The 15,188-nt window shown below is 34.4% G+C and carries 20 protein-coding genes; 5 read left to right on the plus strand and 15 right to left on the minus strand.

Annotated elements, in window-relative coordinates:
* Nucleotides 1-356: 356 nt before the first annotated feature.
* Complete coding sequence (locus tag EGX95_RS15540; protein ID WP_000169674.1) at nucleotides 357-947, plus strand: TetR/AcrR family transcriptional regulator; 591 nt, start codon at nucleotides 357-359, stop codon at nucleotides 945-947.
* A gap of 257 nt (nucleotides 948-1,204) precedes the next feature.
* Here the strand turns inward: EGX95_RS15540 and EGX95_RS15545 are convergent, their stop codons facing one another.
* The 3 genes from EGX95_RS15545 to EGX95_RS15555 all read right to left on the minus strand — a co-directional run bounded on the left by EGX95_RS15545 (nucleotide 1,205) and on the right by EGX95_RS15555 (nucleotide 2,603).
* Nucleotides 1,205-1,462: a DUF3963 domain-containing protein gene (locus EGX95_RS15545; RefSeq protein ID WP_001036219.1), complete on the minus strand. Its 258-nt coding sequence runs from the start codon at nucleotides 1,460-1,462 to the stop codon at nucleotides 1,205-1,207.
* 165 nt (nucleotides 1,463-1,627) lie between these two features.
* Nucleotides 1,628-2,107 (minus strand): hypothetical protein, encoded by a 480-nt coding sequence (locus tag EGX95_RS15550; protein WP_001997902.1) that lies wholly within the window; start codon nucleotides 2,105-2,107, stop codon nucleotides 1,628-1,630.
* A gap of 16 nt (nucleotides 2,108-2,123) precedes the next feature.
* Complete coding sequence (locus tag EGX95_RS15555) at nucleotides 2,124-2,603, minus strand: GyrI-like domain-containing protein (RefSeq protein WP_000801047.1); 480 nt, start codon at nucleotides 2,601-2,603, stop codon at nucleotides 2,124-2,126.
* Nucleotides 2,604-2,713: 110 nt separating this feature from the next.
* Here EGX95_RS15555 and EGX95_RS15560 point away from each other — a divergent pair, with 110 nt between their 5' ends.
* A complete protein-coding gene (locus EGX95_RS15560; RefSeq protein ID WP_000755049.1) occupies nucleotides 2,714-3,676 on the plus strand; it encodes a helix-turn-helix transcriptional regulator in 963 nt (320 codons plus the stop codon).
* Between the two features lie 143 nt (nucleotides 3,677-3,819).
* Here EGX95_RS15560 and EGX95_RS15565 read toward each other — a convergent pair whose 3' ends face one another.
* From EGX95_RS15565 to hcp, 5 genes are all read right to left on the minus strand, one after another.
* Nucleotides 3,820-4,569, minus strand: a complete 750-nt coding sequence (locus tag EGX95_RS15565) for an ABC transporter permease (protein WP_000837823.1) — start codon at nucleotides 4,567-4,569, stop codon at nucleotides 3,820-3,822.
* The gene (locus EGX95_RS15570; RefSeq protein WP_000063319.1) at nucleotides 4,570-5,331 is read right to left on the minus strand and encodes an ABC transporter ATP-binding protein; all 762 of its coding nucleotides are present in this window, start codon (nucleotides 5,329-5,331) and stop codon (nucleotides 4,570-4,572) included.
* 155 nt (nucleotides 5,332-5,486) lie between these two features.
* Nucleotides 5,487-5,828 (minus strand): DUF1048 domain-containing protein, encoded by a 342-nt coding sequence (locus tag EGX95_RS15575; RefSeq protein WP_000889650.1) that lies wholly within the window; start codon nucleotides 5,826-5,828, stop codon nucleotides 5,487-5,489.
* Nucleotides 5,829-5,904: 76 nt separating this feature from the next.
* Nucleotides 5,905-6,225: a PadR family transcriptional regulator gene (locus tag EGX95_RS15580; RefSeq protein ID WP_000429483.1), complete on the minus strand. Its 321-nt coding sequence runs from the start codon at nucleotides 6,223-6,225 to the stop codon at nucleotides 5,905-5,907.
* 423 nt (nucleotides 6,226-6,648) lie between these two features.
* Entirely contained in the window at nucleotides 6,649-7,935 is a 1,287-nt protein-coding gene (gene hcp / locus EGX95_RS15585; RefSeq protein WP_002080697.1) for a hydroxylamine reductase, read from the minus strand.
* 275 nt (nucleotides 7,936-8,210) lie between these two features.
* Between hcp and EGX95_RS15590 the strand changes: the two genes are divergently transcribed.
* The gene (locus EGX95_RS15590) at nucleotides 8,211-9,242 is read left to right on the plus strand and encodes a hypothetical protein (protein ID WP_033670286.1); all 1,032 of its coding nucleotides are present in this window, start codon (nucleotides 8,211-8,213) and stop codon (nucleotides 9,240-9,242) included.
* Nucleotides 9,243-9,678: 436 nt separating this feature from the next.
* Here EGX95_RS15590 and bla2 read toward each other — a convergent pair whose 3' ends face one another.
* The gene (gene bla2, locus EGX95_RS15595) at nucleotides 9,679-10,449 is read right to left on the minus strand and encodes a BcII family subclass B1 metallo-beta-lactamase (RefSeq protein ID WP_000799232.1); all 771 of its coding nucleotides are present in this window, start codon (nucleotides 10,447-10,449) and stop codon (nucleotides 9,679-9,681) included.
* Nucleotides 10,450-10,594: 145 nt separating this feature from the next.
* Entirely contained in the window at nucleotides 10,595-10,876 is a 282-nt protein-coding gene (locus EGX95_RS15600) for a MazG nucleotide pyrophosphohydrolase domain-containing protein (RefSeq protein WP_001028126.1), read from the minus strand.
* A gap of 111 nt (nucleotides 10,877-10,987) precedes the next feature.
* On the opposite strand from EGX95_RS15600, the gene EGX95_RS15605 reads away from it, so the two are divergent.
* Nucleotides 10,988-11,278 carry a DUF3784 domain-containing protein gene (locus EGX95_RS15605; RefSeq protein ID WP_000171753.1) on the plus strand — a complete coding sequence of 97 codons (291 nt, stop codon included), beginning with the start codon at nucleotides 10,988-10,990 and terminating at the stop codon, nucleotides 11,276-11,278.
* A 28-nt stretch (nucleotides 11,279-11,306) separates the two neighbouring features.
* Here the strand turns inward: EGX95_RS15605 and EGX95_RS15610 are convergent, their stop codons facing one another.
* Nucleotides 11,307-11,588, minus strand: a complete 282-nt coding sequence (locus tag EGX95_RS15610; RefSeq protein WP_000397700.1) for a hypothetical protein — start codon at nucleotides 11,586-11,588, stop codon at nucleotides 11,307-11,309.
* Between the two features lie 132 nt (nucleotides 11,589-11,720).
* Between EGX95_RS15610 and EGX95_RS15615 the strand changes: the two genes are divergently transcribed.
* A complete protein-coding gene (locus EGX95_RS15615; protein WP_000819251.1) occupies nucleotides 11,721-11,915 on the plus strand; it encodes a hypothetical protein in 195 nt (64 codons plus the stop codon).
* Between the two features lie 52 nt (nucleotides 11,916-11,967).
* On the opposite strand, the gene EGX95_RS15620 is transcribed toward EGX95_RS15615, so the two are convergent.
* The 4 genes from EGX95_RS15620 to EGX95_RS15635 form a co-directional block, all read right to left on the minus strand.
* Complete coding sequence (locus tag EGX95_RS15620) at nucleotides 11,968-12,216, minus strand: hypothetical protein (protein WP_000666946.1); 249 nt, start codon at nucleotides 12,214-12,216, stop codon at nucleotides 11,968-11,970.
* A 264-nt stretch (nucleotides 12,217-12,480) separates the two neighbouring features.
* The gene (locus EGX95_RS15625) at nucleotides 12,481-13,524 is read right to left on the minus strand and encodes a flavin-containing monooxygenase (RefSeq protein ID WP_000653887.1); all 1,044 of its coding nucleotides are present in this window, start codon (nucleotides 13,522-13,524) and stop codon (nucleotides 12,481-12,483) included.
* Nucleotides 13,525-13,663: 139 nt separating this feature from the next.
* Nucleotides 13,664-14,395, minus strand: coding sequence for a metallophosphoesterase family protein (locus tag EGX95_RS15630; protein WP_000684262.1), 732 nt, complete (start codon nucleotides 14,393-14,395; stop codon nucleotides 13,664-13,666).
* A gap of 21 nt (nucleotides 14,396-14,416) precedes the next feature.
* Entirely contained in the window at nucleotides 14,417-15,109 is a 693-nt protein-coding gene (locus EGX95_RS15635; RefSeq protein ID WP_000754855.1) for a cyclic nucleotide-binding domain-containing protein, read from the minus strand.
* Nucleotides 15,110-15,188 lie beyond the last annotated feature (79 nt).

Raw genomic sequence — 15,188 nt, forward strand, 5'->3', positions numbered from 1 at the left:
TATAGTATGAAGTGATACGGCTTTTAACCGCAAGATCTCCTAATTAAACGAAGTGAAAATGAGAGTAGTTCAAACATTTTAGCTAAACATATTAATTAAAATTATATATAATACTCATATGTCGATACGGTAAAATTAGTTGCATGATATGACTGAATTAACCAACTGGTCATATTGTTTTTGACAGAAAATTCATTCGAATAGTATGGATAATACAGTTTGAGGTTTCCATCAGATAGGAATTGATAAGATATTTTTTGTTCCAAACTTATTTCTACTTACAAAAAAATCAAGGAAATAGAGGGTAAACATTACCTGGAATATTAAGCTCGTTTTTATTAGGAGGACTATAAAGCATGACTAAAGTTGATACAGTAAAAGAAAAGATTATTGAAACATCTTTATATTTATTTAATACTAATGGGATAACTCGCACATCCATTCAGGATATAATGACAGCCACTGAACTACCGAAAGGATCTATTTATCGTAGATTCAAAAATAAAGAAGAAATTGTTCTTGCTGCCTACGACAAAAGTGGTGAGATTATGTGGAGTCATTTTCATAAAGCAATGGAAAATAAAAAGACAGCAATCGATAAAATCCTTGCAATTTTCCTTGTATATCAAGATGCAGCTAATAACCCCCCTATCGCTGGAGGCTGTCCATTGCTTAATAGCGCAATTGAAAGTACTGGAGTATTTCCAGAATTACAAAAAGCAGCAGCAAAAGGCTATGATGATACAGTAATGTTAATGGCTTCTCTCATAAAAGAAGGAATAGAGAAACAAGAACTTAAAGAAGAGATAAACATTATTTCGCTCGCTTCTTTCCTTGCCTCTTCAATGGAGGGCGCTATTATGGCAAGTCGTGTATCTAACGATAATATACACCATCATTATTTTATTGAACAAATAAAACATCATCTTTTCTCTTATTCTAAATAAGTGAGAACTTGCATTTCCTTTTTATAGACTTAAATTGAATACCCTTCCCATAAAAAGTATTTACTGTTTATGAGAAGGGTATTAGTTTTTTTGACGTTGTATATTATACATACTACCAATCTCTTTTTCACATACCTCTTCTTTTTACTTTAAAAAATATCCACTTTGGTTTCTCCATTTAAAGCATTACCTATCTCCTTTTCCCTATAGATGGACAAAATATTGGGCACTAAATGAACTTTCCCAGAAGTAAAGTTCTAAAAGTAACCTATCCATAAAGCTACTAAAACTACTACTAACAAAGCAAAACAAAATGTGATATTTCGAATCCACTTTTGTATATCATGAAAATACTTTTCTATAAATGCGGTATAAGTAGAAAGCATAAGAAATAGCACAATGAAAGTAAAGGATCCCAATTTATCGTTAAATTTTTCATTAGTAAATGTGCTTACATGGAGGAAAAGAAAAACAAATGTTACTATGGATAGCTCAAATAATCTTTTTTTATTCACTCCGCCACCACCTTACAATAATTACCTTTCATTCCAGTTTATCAGAACATAATGTGTAGTAGTATATGAATATTATACTCACGTCAAAAAGGCCAACAATTCAAGATTGTTAGCCTCCATATTCCATAATCGTGCATTTTAAAATACTACAAACGACTGGATTCTTCAACTTACACTATATTCTCTTTTAATTACAAAAAACGAACCCCGAATTGTTCCAGCTAATTTAGACTTCTGCCTAGCAAACTTAAATTTCTCTGCCAATTCTGTTGGTACCTCCATTCCATCAGAAAGCTTAAATCCAACAGCCCTCTTCTTCGGGTTATCCAATGTATACATGACGTTAATCACAAGACCATCTTCATAAAAGACGTATGCAAACTTAATATTTTCCACTTGAAAATACGATGTTTCTAAAGGTTTCGCCGCAAATTCAATATCACGTTCTTCCTTCAAAATGCGGTTCACATAATCAAGAGTCTTCTGGCTTGCACTAGCTGGTACAACTATAAATTCATGCTTGTATTTATTCATAAAGTAACGGGCTTCATGAGCACGTAAACCAGCTAGCGCTTCTACTATAGGTGAAGACTCTAAACCAACTGTAGTTACATTTTTAAAATCAACGATACAGGACAATTTCATCTCTCCTTTTAACTATTTACTTCCTAACAACCGGAATCCACATTTCACCAAACACTAAACCGTTTCTTTTCCCCATCTCAACCGTCGTATTTGGTCCACCAACATAAGCAAAATCTGTTGCTTCTCGTAAAGCCTGACCGAAGGCGATACCAGTAAGCTTATTACTTAGCTCTTCAGCTGTTTTGTCTTCCCCTTTTACTACTAAGTATTCTCCCTTAGGAAACTGAATCACTCTAGATTCTTCTTCTATTTGTGCTTCTGTCATGACGCCCGCATAATACATCATCTTGTTATTCACCGCTTCGCTCACAGAAAAAATGTAATCATTTGTAGCTAGAGCTTTTAAAGTATCCAACCTTCCATCTTCTTTAACAGCCGACCAAAAGTCTTCCTTTTCTTTTTTTATTCCAACAAAATCTGTATATTCACTCTTAATTTCAGTTCCAATACCTAACACAATAAAGCTATCTTTTTCTTCAATCGTATAATTTTTCATATTCAAAACCTTCCTTCTTTTAAAATGAATCAAATGATTTATCTTTTCATCTGATGAGTTTATAATAACTTTAAATCATGTCAAAAAATGATACTGTTTAGGAGAACCAAATGAAAAAAGTTGAACGGATTAATACAATTATGCGGTATATCAACAATCGCTCCCACTTTACAATTTCAGAAATCATACGAGAATTTAACATCTCTCGATCGACAGCTATTAGGGACATTAGAGAAATAGAAGCTATGGGCATGCCACTTGTTGCTGAAGTTGGGAGGACTGGGGGATATTTTGTTATGCATAACTCTATCCTGCCCGTTGTTCGCTTTACTGATAACGAAGTGAAAGCTCTTTTTATTGCCTTTATGGCTACAAGAAATCAACAACTTCCCTATTTAAAAAGTCGTCAATCTTTAGCCGAAAAACTGTTAGGACTCATCTCAGAAACCCAGCAAGATGATATCGTTCTTTTAAATCAACTCTTGCTGTTTGAAGGGACTAACCCATATAACCCTGATCTACTTGAGCTTTCTGACCTCCCTCACCCTATGTTAGAAAAACTCATCCAAATCCTTCTTTTGGATAGACATTTATTGATTTCCATTAAAGAAGAGAAAGAAATCAAGTCTTATTCCATTTATCTATTACACCTGTATCAAGAAAAAAGTCAATGGATCATTGAAGGTTTTGACTTAAAAGAAGAAAAGAAGAGAATGTTTCCTGTCGATCATCTCATCCATATCGAACCATACACGACGAAAAAAAAGCTAAATAAGAAAAAGATTTTAGAAAAACTAAGTAAGAAGGATGAAGTGATTAACCTTATACTTGAACTTGGTTCAAAAGCAATTGCCCAATTCAAAAAATACCACCCTTTCAAAATTTCAATATCTTATACAAATCCTTACCAATCCACAGCCATTTTAAAAACATTTATCAATGTTAACAATTCGGATGAAGTAACGGAAATAGTAAATTGGCTACTTTTCCTAGGGAAAGATATTACAATTAGGGAAATGCCTGAAGAAATACTAGAGAATTTACAAAAGCAATTGTGCTTTTACACTCCATAAGCAGTGAGCCATTGTCACTGGGTAGATATCCTTTTTTAATATCATTTTATTTACTACAGCGAGAGCACAACAAATAATAAAAGCACGGAAAATCTTTCCGTGCTGTTTCAAAGATATATATTATTTCGGACGATTTATTTCACTTACCCTAACTGACGTTTAAATGCTTTACTAGCGAAAAAGTAAGAGATGATCATGATCCCTACGCACCAAGCGAGCGCAATCCAAATATCGCTTCCAACAGATCCTTCATATAAAAGAGCACGAATCGCATTCACGATTGAAGTTACAGGCTGGTTTTCAGCAAATGCACGAACAATTTTCGGCATCGTTTCGGTAGGTACGAAGGCCGAACTAATAAATGGAAGAAAAACGAGTGGGTACGAATATGCTGTCGCCCCTTCCATAGACTTCGCTTTCAGCCCTGGAATGATAGCCAACCATGTTAGCGCTAACGTAAACATCCCTAGTATCCCAGCTACTCCAAGCCAATCTAGAATATTCGCACTGGAACGGAAACCCATTAAGAGCGCAACAAGAATAACAACTAAGATAGTAAGTACATTCGCAACAAGAGAGGTTAAAACGTGAGCCCACAATATCGATGAGCGCTTAATAGGCATCGTAATGAAACGTGCCATAAGCCCACTCTTTACATCCGTAAATAATCGTACAGAAGTGTAAGCGACACCAGATGCGATAGCCATTAGCAAAATTCCTGGCAATAAATAATTGACGTAGTTATCTGTTCCTGTTTGTATAGCCCCACCAAATACGTATACAAACAATAGCATCATCATAATCGGTGTAATCGCTACCGTAATAATTGTATCTGGACTACGCATAATATTGCGCATTAAGCGCCCAAGTAATACCCCTGTTTTGCTTTTCATTTACATCTCCTCCTTTTTGCCAATGATCGCAAGGAATATTTCTTCCAATGTAGGCTGCTTCTCGATATACTCCACTTTTGCTGGCGGGAACATCTCTTTCAGTTCAGTAAGAGTACCTGTCGTAATAATTTTTCCACCATGTAAAATAGCGATACGGTCAGCTAATTGTTCTGCTTCCTCTAAATACTGGGTTGTTAGTAAGATAGTTGTTCCTCCACCAGCAAGCTCTTTAACTGTATCCCACACTTCAATGCGCGCTTCAGGATCAAGCCCAGTCGTTGGTTCGTCAAGAAAAATAACTGCTGGCGCCCCGATCAAACTCATCGCGATATCAAGCCGGCGCTTCATCCCGCCTGAATACTGATCTGCCCTTTGATTGGCCGCATCTGTCAGGCTAAATCTATCAAGCAAATCGTCAGCCACTTGAGCAGGATTGGAAACACCACGTAACTTGGCAATCATGATTAAGTTTTCCCTCCCGGTAAGCATGCCGTCTAAAGCTGCAAATTGTCCTGTCAAACTGATACTTTGACGAACATGATCTGGTTGGCGCTTAATATCAAATCCGCAAATACTTCCTTCACCGCTATCTTGTTTCAGTAGCGTCGAAAGGATGTTAATCGTTGTCGTCTTTCCCGCTCCATTTGAGCCTAGCAGCGCGAAAATTTCTCCACGCTGCACCTCAAAATCCACTCCCTTTAAGACTTCTTTATCTCTAAAAGCTTTTTTTAACCCTTTTACAGAAATCGCTGCATTACTCATACTTTTTCCCCCTTATAAAATTAAATTACCTGCACCCTCTATTTAGTACCACTGATAATCTGTATTACTTAGTAGTGGTTTAAAAATATAACTGAATAGCGATGGCGTTAATTCACATTTATGACCAGCTAATCAGTCGGTATTACTTGTTGCATTTATTTTTTTCTCAATTTCTTCATAATACTTTCATTCAAATCTTCACGATACTTAGAAACATACGTTTTAGCGTTTGCCACTAGTTCGTCAGCAAAAGATGCCACATCTTCCCCAGTAATATCTAGCACTTGTCTGCCTTCCGCTGCACCAGCTTCAAACAAATCGATTAATTCGTACTGAATGTGCAGCATATCCATCCCGTTTCCGGTCGAAAAATTCCACATGTAGTTTTGTATTTTCTTAAACACAAACTGATAGTCCTCTGGCAGTGCTGCAACACGTGCCATCATCATTCTGTACTCTTTTTTATCACCAATTAATTTTTTGAATATTTCCAACATCTTATTTTCCTCCTTTTTTTATAAAGCAGAACCAGAAACTCTCCAAATATGAGCCGAAACATTTTATATTATGAGGCTAGTTTGACTTCAAGACGTTAATTTTTGACGATACAAAATCCCATTTTTTCCAAAACAATTCAAGTTCCTGACGTCCAGCTTCATTTAATGAATAAAACTTACGAGGCGGTCCCATATCTGATGGTTTCTTTTCAATATTCACAAGCTTTTTCTTCTCTAATCGTACGAGGATAGTATAGACTGTTCCTTCCACGACTTCTGTAAACCCAAGATCATTCAGGTGGCGAGTAATCTCATAACCATACGTTTCACGGCGACTAATGATTTCCAGCACACACCCTTCCAGTGAACCTTTCAACATTTCAGTTAAATTTTCCATGTTCTGATCCTCCTTTACCCCCTATTCTGTCTGACTTATATTCAGTATTACAGAGTACTAAGGCGAATTTTTACTGAATAGCTTTTGAGTAAAACTACACTATTCAGTATTACTTATTACAACTACATTGTATGACTAAGTAGCGGTACATGTCAACTGATTTTCAAATTTCTTCTAAAATCCGCTATTACCTATTATTTAGTGAAAAGTTTTTTAAGAAACAACACTACTCAGTATCACCTATTACAACTACATTGTATGACTGAGTAGTTGTAAATGTCAACTCGATTTTTATATTTTTCTAAAATCAACTACTACCCACCCCGCTAAGAAAAGAAAATACCCCAAAACAATAATTCTATATTATTGTTTTGGGGCGCTATAAGCTAGCTCTTCTTCTGAATAAGACCAATCATCCTCTTGTTACGATAACATCATATCCATATCTTCTGCTGCAGTTGTAATTAATTTCAAACCGAATGTTTCTTGTAATACATCGAGCACGCCAGCTGAAATAAATTCAGGTGCCTTTGGACCGATGCGAATATCTTGAATTCCAAGACTAAATAGCCCAAGCAAAATAGCAACCGCTTTTTGTTCAAACCAAGATAAGACAATGCTTACTGGCAATTCATTCACTTCGCATTGGAAAGCATCAGCTAAAGCAGCCGCTATTTTCACTGTAGAAATGGAATTATTACATTGTCCTAAGTCGATGTAGCGCGGAATCTCAGTACCAGGTACAACGCCGTAATCCACATCATTGAAGCGGAACTTTCCGCAAGAAGTCGTTAAAATCACTGTTTCAGGCGGAAGTGACGTTGCTAATTCACGATAATATTCTCCGCCTTTTCCTGGAGCATCACAACCTGCAATAACAAAGAAACGCTTAATCTTTCCTTCTTGTACTGCCTCAATAATTTCTGGGGCTAATGATAATACTGTATGATGATGGAACCCTGTTACTAACTGTTCATCCGATTCCATATGTACTTCTGGAAGTTCTAGCGCTTTTTGAATCAATGGTGCAAAATCATCATTTTCAATTTTTTCTACGCCCTCTAAACCTGCAATATCATACGAAAAGAATCGATCAGAGTATGATCCTTTAATTGGCATAACACAATTCGTTGTCGCTAATATGGCGCCTGTAAATTTTTCGAAAAGACGTCTTTGATCATACCATGCCTTACCAATGTTCCCTTTTAAATGCTTATATTTTTTCAGCTGCGGATAACCGTGCGCTGGTAGCATTTCAGAATGCGTATAAATATTAATTCCTTTTCCTTCCGTTTGCTTTAATAGTTCTTCTAATGCAAATAAATTATGGCCTGTAACTACAATAGCTTTACCCTCTACATGGTTTTGTGTAATTTGAACAGGCTCTGGCACACCAAAGTGATTCGTATGTGCCTCATCTAACAACTCCATTACTCGTAAAGCTGATTTCCCAACTTTCATAGCCATATCAATATGTTCTTGTTCATTAAAATTAGAATTTGTTAATGTCATGTACAGTGCTTCTTGCGTCGTAGCATCTACAAAAGCATCCGTATACCCTAGCTGAGCAGCATGCGTACGATAAGCCGCAATTCCTTTTAACCCAAAAACAATCGTATCTTGTAAACTCGCAATCGTTTCATTCTTGCCACAAACACCCATTACTTTACATCCGCCTGTTGGGGTTTGCTCACATTGATAACAAAACATATCATCCCACCCTCTCCCAATCATTCATTACACCCTAAGCATAATATCCATTGAAAAAAAGTGATGTGATATCAATCACAATAATATATAAAGATTTGTGACAGTTCATATTGTTGACATAATATTTTTACTATATCCTGGCATTCATACTTGCACATGATTTATTTGCATCATATATCGGTACACTTTTAAGGAATACAAATATCCTATCCACCTAACATTTCACAAATTTTTCCTTACTAATGGTACAATTAAAGTTATGGAGGGACAATATGATGGTATATATGATGTTTTATTACGGAATACTGTTTCTTATACTTGGTATTGCAGTATTTCTGTTTATTATGGCTGGGGCACGAAAAATTAGGAATAAAAATCTTTCATTCGTATTGATCGGTTTAGGGATAAATATACTTGCAAGTCCAGTGGCACTTTTTATAGGGGGGATGGCAACAGATTCTCCATATAGTACTGCACTTGATTTTTGGAAAGGATTTTTCTTTATTCAAGGAATACCTCTTTTCTTACTACTTATAGCTTTCGTTTGGTGGTTTATTTGCCCGCCAAAAGTAACAGTTCAAACGAGTATTGAAAAAGAACTTGAACAAGATAGTAAAAGCACTAAGAAAAAAAGGAAAAGAATCCGTCCAATTACTGCCTTACGTATTGTAATTTCGATTATTTTAGTAGTGGGCTGTTTGTCTTACATTTTGTATTTACAGGACATTACACTAGAAAAAAGTCATTCTCCAAATAATAAAAATACGATTAAAGTAGTGAAAATAGATTCAGACTCTTCTCATGGTTCCTCTCCTGTCAGAATTAAATACGGCTTATGGGAACATTTTGACATAAGTATTGCAAATGAGGGAGAACGCCTCGATTCCTCAAACGTTTTCGTAGATTGGAAAAACGATTATGAAGCAACAATAACACTACGAGGCAAAGAATCCGTACCTGAAGTTGTGGAATTTAATGTATCAAATAAATCTAATGGTCCTGTTTTTAAGAAGGTACAAAAAATGGTCAGTTCCTTTACCTTTCAAAAAAGTGAATCTCCAAATTTAATAAATATTATCGAGCTTAGAGAAACAATAAAATCAAAAGGACCAAGTCCCAGTTCAACTGTAAGAATCTATTATGGGAAAAGAGGTAGCATTTTAGAAAAATATAAAGAGGTCACTCTTAAGGAAATGTATACGACAGATAACTTTAATATCAATTGGAGAAACGATGAACAAGTACAGGTAGAAGTATTAGAGGAAAATGTAGTAACAGCTACCATCGTGATTGATTTGTCAAAATGAATTTATTTTTCACATGTTATAACTGTGTTCTATCCGGCACACGAGAGATACATAGCATTTATAAATGAATAGATTTACAGACATGATGAACCGCCCCTTTCTTTACAATACATTTACATTACCTTAACATTGTTTACATTATTTATATGATATATTTATATAGAATCTACTTAATAAATTTCATGTACATTGTTATCTTTATAATCTCTGATTTAATTGATAAGAGATTATGTTATATTTTTTATACCAGGGGTGAATGAGGATGACTGAAACTTTAAAAACACTTATTATGCTTGATGCTACTTACGTTGTTATCGCAATTATGACGGTACTGGTATTTGTATACTTGGAATTAAAATCTCAGTAACGTATGCGGACTTCGCATTTAAATATAGTTAGAAGAAAGCGAGGAGAAAATTGTTTCTCCTCGCTTTTTTTATTTCAACAAATCCAATGTATGTAAAAGTAATCCTCTATCCCCTACTTCTCCATGACCAGGCACTACTAAATTTATATTTCCATATCGCTTCAGCACATTTTCAATCGATGTGGACCATTCATTTACATACGCATCAGCAACGTTTCCTAAATCTTTCGAGGACGCAGATTTAACTAAACAGCCTCCAGCTAAAATTTGATATTGTGGCAACCAAACAACAATATTATCTTCTGTATGTCCCTTCCCTGGATAAAATGTTTCTACTTTCATATTTCCAAACTTCAAATTTGTAACGCTTTGTAAGTCTCCAAGTGGTTCTTCATATCCATTTTTCTTTGCTAATTCCGCAGTTAACGCTGTACTATGCGCTTTAATGCCCCTTTCTTTCAATGTTTTCATTCCACCAATTCGATCAGCGTGTGCATGTGTAATAATGACATCTGTTACGCGCTTCTTAAATTTCTTTTCTACCATCTCTATTAATTCCTTCGTTAACTTATCATCCCAAGAAGAATCGACAAGTACTAACCCTTTAGAAGTATTAAGGACTAAACCGTTCGAAGGAACTGCTTCTCCGCTAAAATAACCTAACTCCGTATGAACCCATACATTTTTGTTTAACTGAGAAATCGAAATAGTTCCTGTCTCATTTTTTATTACTTTATGCTCTACCGTTCGTTCTGCTTGTACAGAAGAAATTGTACTAACAAATGGAGTTATTCCTAGTAAACTAACACATACCCCTAATTTTAATAATGTATTTTTCATTTTCTCCACCCTTTCTTTCAAACGAAATAGTTATTACCTATAATAGACAATTCACCTTCAGTGTTTGTTCCATCTTTTCTTACATATTTTTTTCATACCATTAATAAAAAGCGCACAAAATTTTGTACGCTTTTTAACTTCCCTTTTACCATTCACGTTTTTTATTAATCATCATTTTTTCTTCAAATGCCTTCTCCAAATCAATTTCTAACTTGTTTGCTAAATCACATATATTCCAAATGACATCAAACATTTCTAAACCGATTTCTCTTTTTGCATCTTGTATTTTATCGCGCTTTAATATAACTTCCGCTAATTCCCCTAATTCCGCCATTGTATACATTGTACGCTCTTCAATTGTTGTATCTTGAAATCCTTTTTCTTCACTGAAATTTGATACATATCTCTGGAATTCCACAATATTCATACTTAATCCCCCTTCATGATACATACTCCATTTTCTATTACACTTATATTTTGTTAAATTATAACATTCATATTATAATTGATTTATAGCCCTTTAACGGAGGTGTTCTCAATGACTCTCTTCGCTTCCCCATCATTATTCATACTAGCAATCATTTCATTTGCACTAGCTTATTTCATCGGAGTAAAACAATACACTTGGCTCTTATCAGGATTCAATGAACGCCGCGTGCTTGATAAAGTGAAGTTATCAAAAATAGTTGGTCTTTATAATTTAACTGCTGGTGTTATTACCACAATTGGTAGCGTCTTCCTTACTCCTAATGTAAAAATCTTATTTCCTATCATTATAATTGGACACTTTATAATCGCTGCTTATGTAAATACACGCATGGTGCAGTGAAAAAAGATCACCCACACGGATGATCTTCTTATAATTTATCAACATATTGCTTCGCTTCTAGTAAAGAAAAACCAAAAGCTTCTCTTACTCTCTTAACTGCTGTAACTGTTTTTCCTTCTTCCATAAGCTGCCGCAACTCTTTATTAATTTCCGGTTCTCTATCTACAATTCCCATTTCTTTCGTAATTAGCTGTAACCTATCTTCCATTCGCTTTAAACGCGCATCCGTTTTCTTTTCAATTTTATTTAACTTTTCGACGATATAAATAAACCCAAAGATCGCTATCGGTATGATCATCCAAAATTCCATGACTATTCCTCCTCACTAGCTTTCATTTGTTTTATTTCACTAACTTATGTAAATTTTACCACGAAACACATTTAATGTATAATAGTAATATACAACACTATTGATAAACCTTTTATTTCAGGGGGACACTTTATGAAAAGATTTTTTAAGACGTTACTACAATTTGTAGTTCTTTCAATTACACTACATGTATTATTTGATATCGTTGGCTGGCTTGTTTTCAATGCTCCAATTCAAAACAAACAAAGTATTATTTCCTTACTAACAATCTCATGGCTAATGTACATGTACCGCGATAAATTTTTTAAAACATTCACTTCGAATTAACTAAAAAAACTTCATCGATAAAAGATGAAGTTTTTTCTTTTTCTCTCATTCTCTATATTACATTTTTCGCAACAATTTTTATATGTTCTGGTGCAATAATCTCCGTTATACTTTCTTGGAAATCTTCCTGCAACATTTCTTCAATATGTTCTAGCTGCACTTCAACATGTGTGCATTCTAAATTATGTATATTTAAAAGTGCATAATGATCTTTTTTCTTTATTACTAAATATTGATTTTCTTCTGTTACAAGTACAGAACCTAATCGTACTCCTAGTAGGCGTTGATCATCAAACTTCACAGCCATCCCCCTTACTTTATATGTAATAAAATAACATTTTATGTAATCTACTCTTTATAAACTATATCATAATTTATTACAATATAAATATCATATTTCTTTTTACTAAAACCCCCTATTCTTTTATATATTTCGATACAAAAAACTTTCTCAACACGAAATTAGAATTTTCAGTTTTTATTCTTATGAAAATCAATTATAATAAAGTCAATAAATGTTTGACCTCTCCTAATTCATGTACATATGGATGATCAGTAGTCGCTGCTACTGATCTATTTTTTTGATTTCAGAAAGTAAATACGCCGCATCCTTTCCTACACCACAAATAAGTGCAGAACCTCTTTGAGACTGCCATGGCAAGCCGATATAATATAATCCTCTTACTGGACTTATTCCTTTTACATGATTAGGCAATCCATTCTCATCCACTGCCTTTTCTATTTCAATCCAGTTATAGTTCTGAATAAAGCCTGTTGACCATATAATGCTTTCTGCACTATATGTTTCACCGTTCTGAAACATAATGTTATTTTCTGATGCACTTACTACTTTTTCTTGTAGTTGTATTGATCCATTACGAATGAGTTCCTTACCTTCAAATCCAAAAATGGGATCCTTTCTCTTTTGAAACCATTTCCCCCTCTTTGTATTTACTTCGGCGTACAATAAACCCAATTTTTCTAACCAATTGAAAATACTTTTTCTAAAAAGATGTAACGGTAAATACGTTAAAGGATGACTAATAGACAGTGTAACTTCATGAGTTTTTGCCAGTTCTACTGCAATTTGCATTCCTGAATTCCCGCCACCTACTACGAGTACTTTCTCCTTAGGAATTTGTGATGGTGATTTATATTGTGATGAATGTATTTGAAAAACATGTGATGATAGATTTGCTGAAACTGAGGGAATAAACGGTTGCTGAAAACCACCTGTTGCGATAATAACTTTTTTCGTTTGTAAAATTTCTGTAGGGGTATGTAATTCGAATATATCTCTTTCTTTCTTTATTTTAAAAACTTTAGTTTGCAATTGGATCGGTAATTGAAAATGTCTTGCATATTCTTCTAAATACGTTGCAATTTCATCTTTATATGGAAATTCATTTTTTTCATCTATTAACGCCATACCTGGTAAACTACTGTAAGGCCGCGGAGTAAAAAGCTGTAAAGAATCATATCGATTTCTCCATGAATCACCAACTCGGTTTCCTGCCTCAAGTAATAAAAAATTATACCCTTCTTGTTTCAAGTAATATCCCATTGTTAATCCAGCTTGACCCGCTCCAATAATAATTAGGTCTTTCATTCTAATCCCTCCTCTTCTCAAATATATGAATACTTGTTCATATATTCATACGTTTCCATAATCATAACATTTTATTTTTATATAATTCAATATGTACTCAAAATAAAAAAGAGCAGTTTACCATAAAGTAAGCTCCCCTTCATTCTATCTTCCCAGTCTTTATCGCCTGTGCCCAATCATGCCTTTCATGTTGAGTAGCTAACCGAGCAGCTTCTTCCCAATTATACGGAACTGAAATTTGTTCAATTATCCATTCTCCCAAAACCTCTTCGATCACTACATATTTTGCATGCGGAGTTCCTGATTCCATTTTATGTATAACAGGTAACTCATCTTTGTATGCTGGAAGTCCTACACTCCCTGGATTTATAACGATTTTTCCGTTTGTTAAATACACAACTCTAGGAATGTGCGTATGACCGCATACTATTATTTTTTGCTCAATATTTTGAAGTCGATCCATTATATTTTTTTCATTCTTTAATATCGCACCATTTTCATTCATCTCTTCTAACAAATACACTTCATCTGAAATTGGCGTACCATGACAACATAACATATCTTCTATAATAAATTGTGACGGATGTTGTTGTAACCAATCTATATGATTTTTTGTTAATTGATTTTGGACAAAAGTTAGTGTAGCCGACTGCTCTTGTATAGGTTCCCAAAGCATGCGATCACAGTTTCCCTTAATATGTACCATCTCGTTCTTCATTAATATTTCAATGGTTCCTAAAGGATCTAATGGCCCATACACGCTATCCCCTAAATTTATTATCATTTCGGCCTTACGACGTGCAATATCTTTTAATACTGCTTGTAAAGCGTGACTATTTCCGTGAACATCTGAAATGATTGCTATTTTCATCTAAATCCCCACTTTACTATATTATTTATAAACATCTGCCGCCAATTCTCTCAAAACTTCCACGTTTACTACTTCAAAACAACCATCATTCTTCTTTATTATCTCTTTATCACAAAAAATATTTAATGTGCGCAACAAATGCCGATAACTCGTTCCTAACAATTCCGCTGTTTCCGTTAAATTCCCACTAAATACAATTCTATTTCCGTGCTGCACCGCTCGTTCCCCTGCCGCTAACATGTAACTCGCCAATCTATTTTCAAGTGGATATAGTAAATTAATTGTACTATTTTTTGAAAGTCGGTTTAATTTATGTGCTAACGATCCGCAAATACATCGTAAAAATTTTGCATCATGAAATAGTTGATTTCTCACTTTTCCTAAAGGCAAACCAACACAATATGAATCTGCCATTACTTGTACGTTTGAAGCTGTCTTTTGAGAATGAATTAACTCCACATCTCCTAACAGCTGCAAACTATCATAAAAACATAATAATACAGATTTACCGTTACTTAATGTATTAAACGCTTTCGCTTTTCCTTCAACGAAAAAATATAAATAATCTATCTCTTCATTTTCTCTACAAATAAACTCATTCTTTTTAAAAAATATAAGTTCCATATACGGCTTCATATCATTACTAAAAAATGAGTCAATATTATTTTGTTTCATATACCCTGCTAATTTAATAGAATTACATACTTTCTTCATAGTTCCCCCGCCTTTACAACTCATCCCCATTGTAATCAAAATTTTCTTCTTCCACTATGACATATGTCATAGTAATACA

This window comes from Bacillus sp. FDAARGOS_527 (genome assembly GCF_003812125.1).
Taxonomy (GTDB): Bacteria; Bacillota; Bacilli; order Bacillales; family Bacillaceae_G; genus Bacillus_A; species Bacillus_A paranthracis.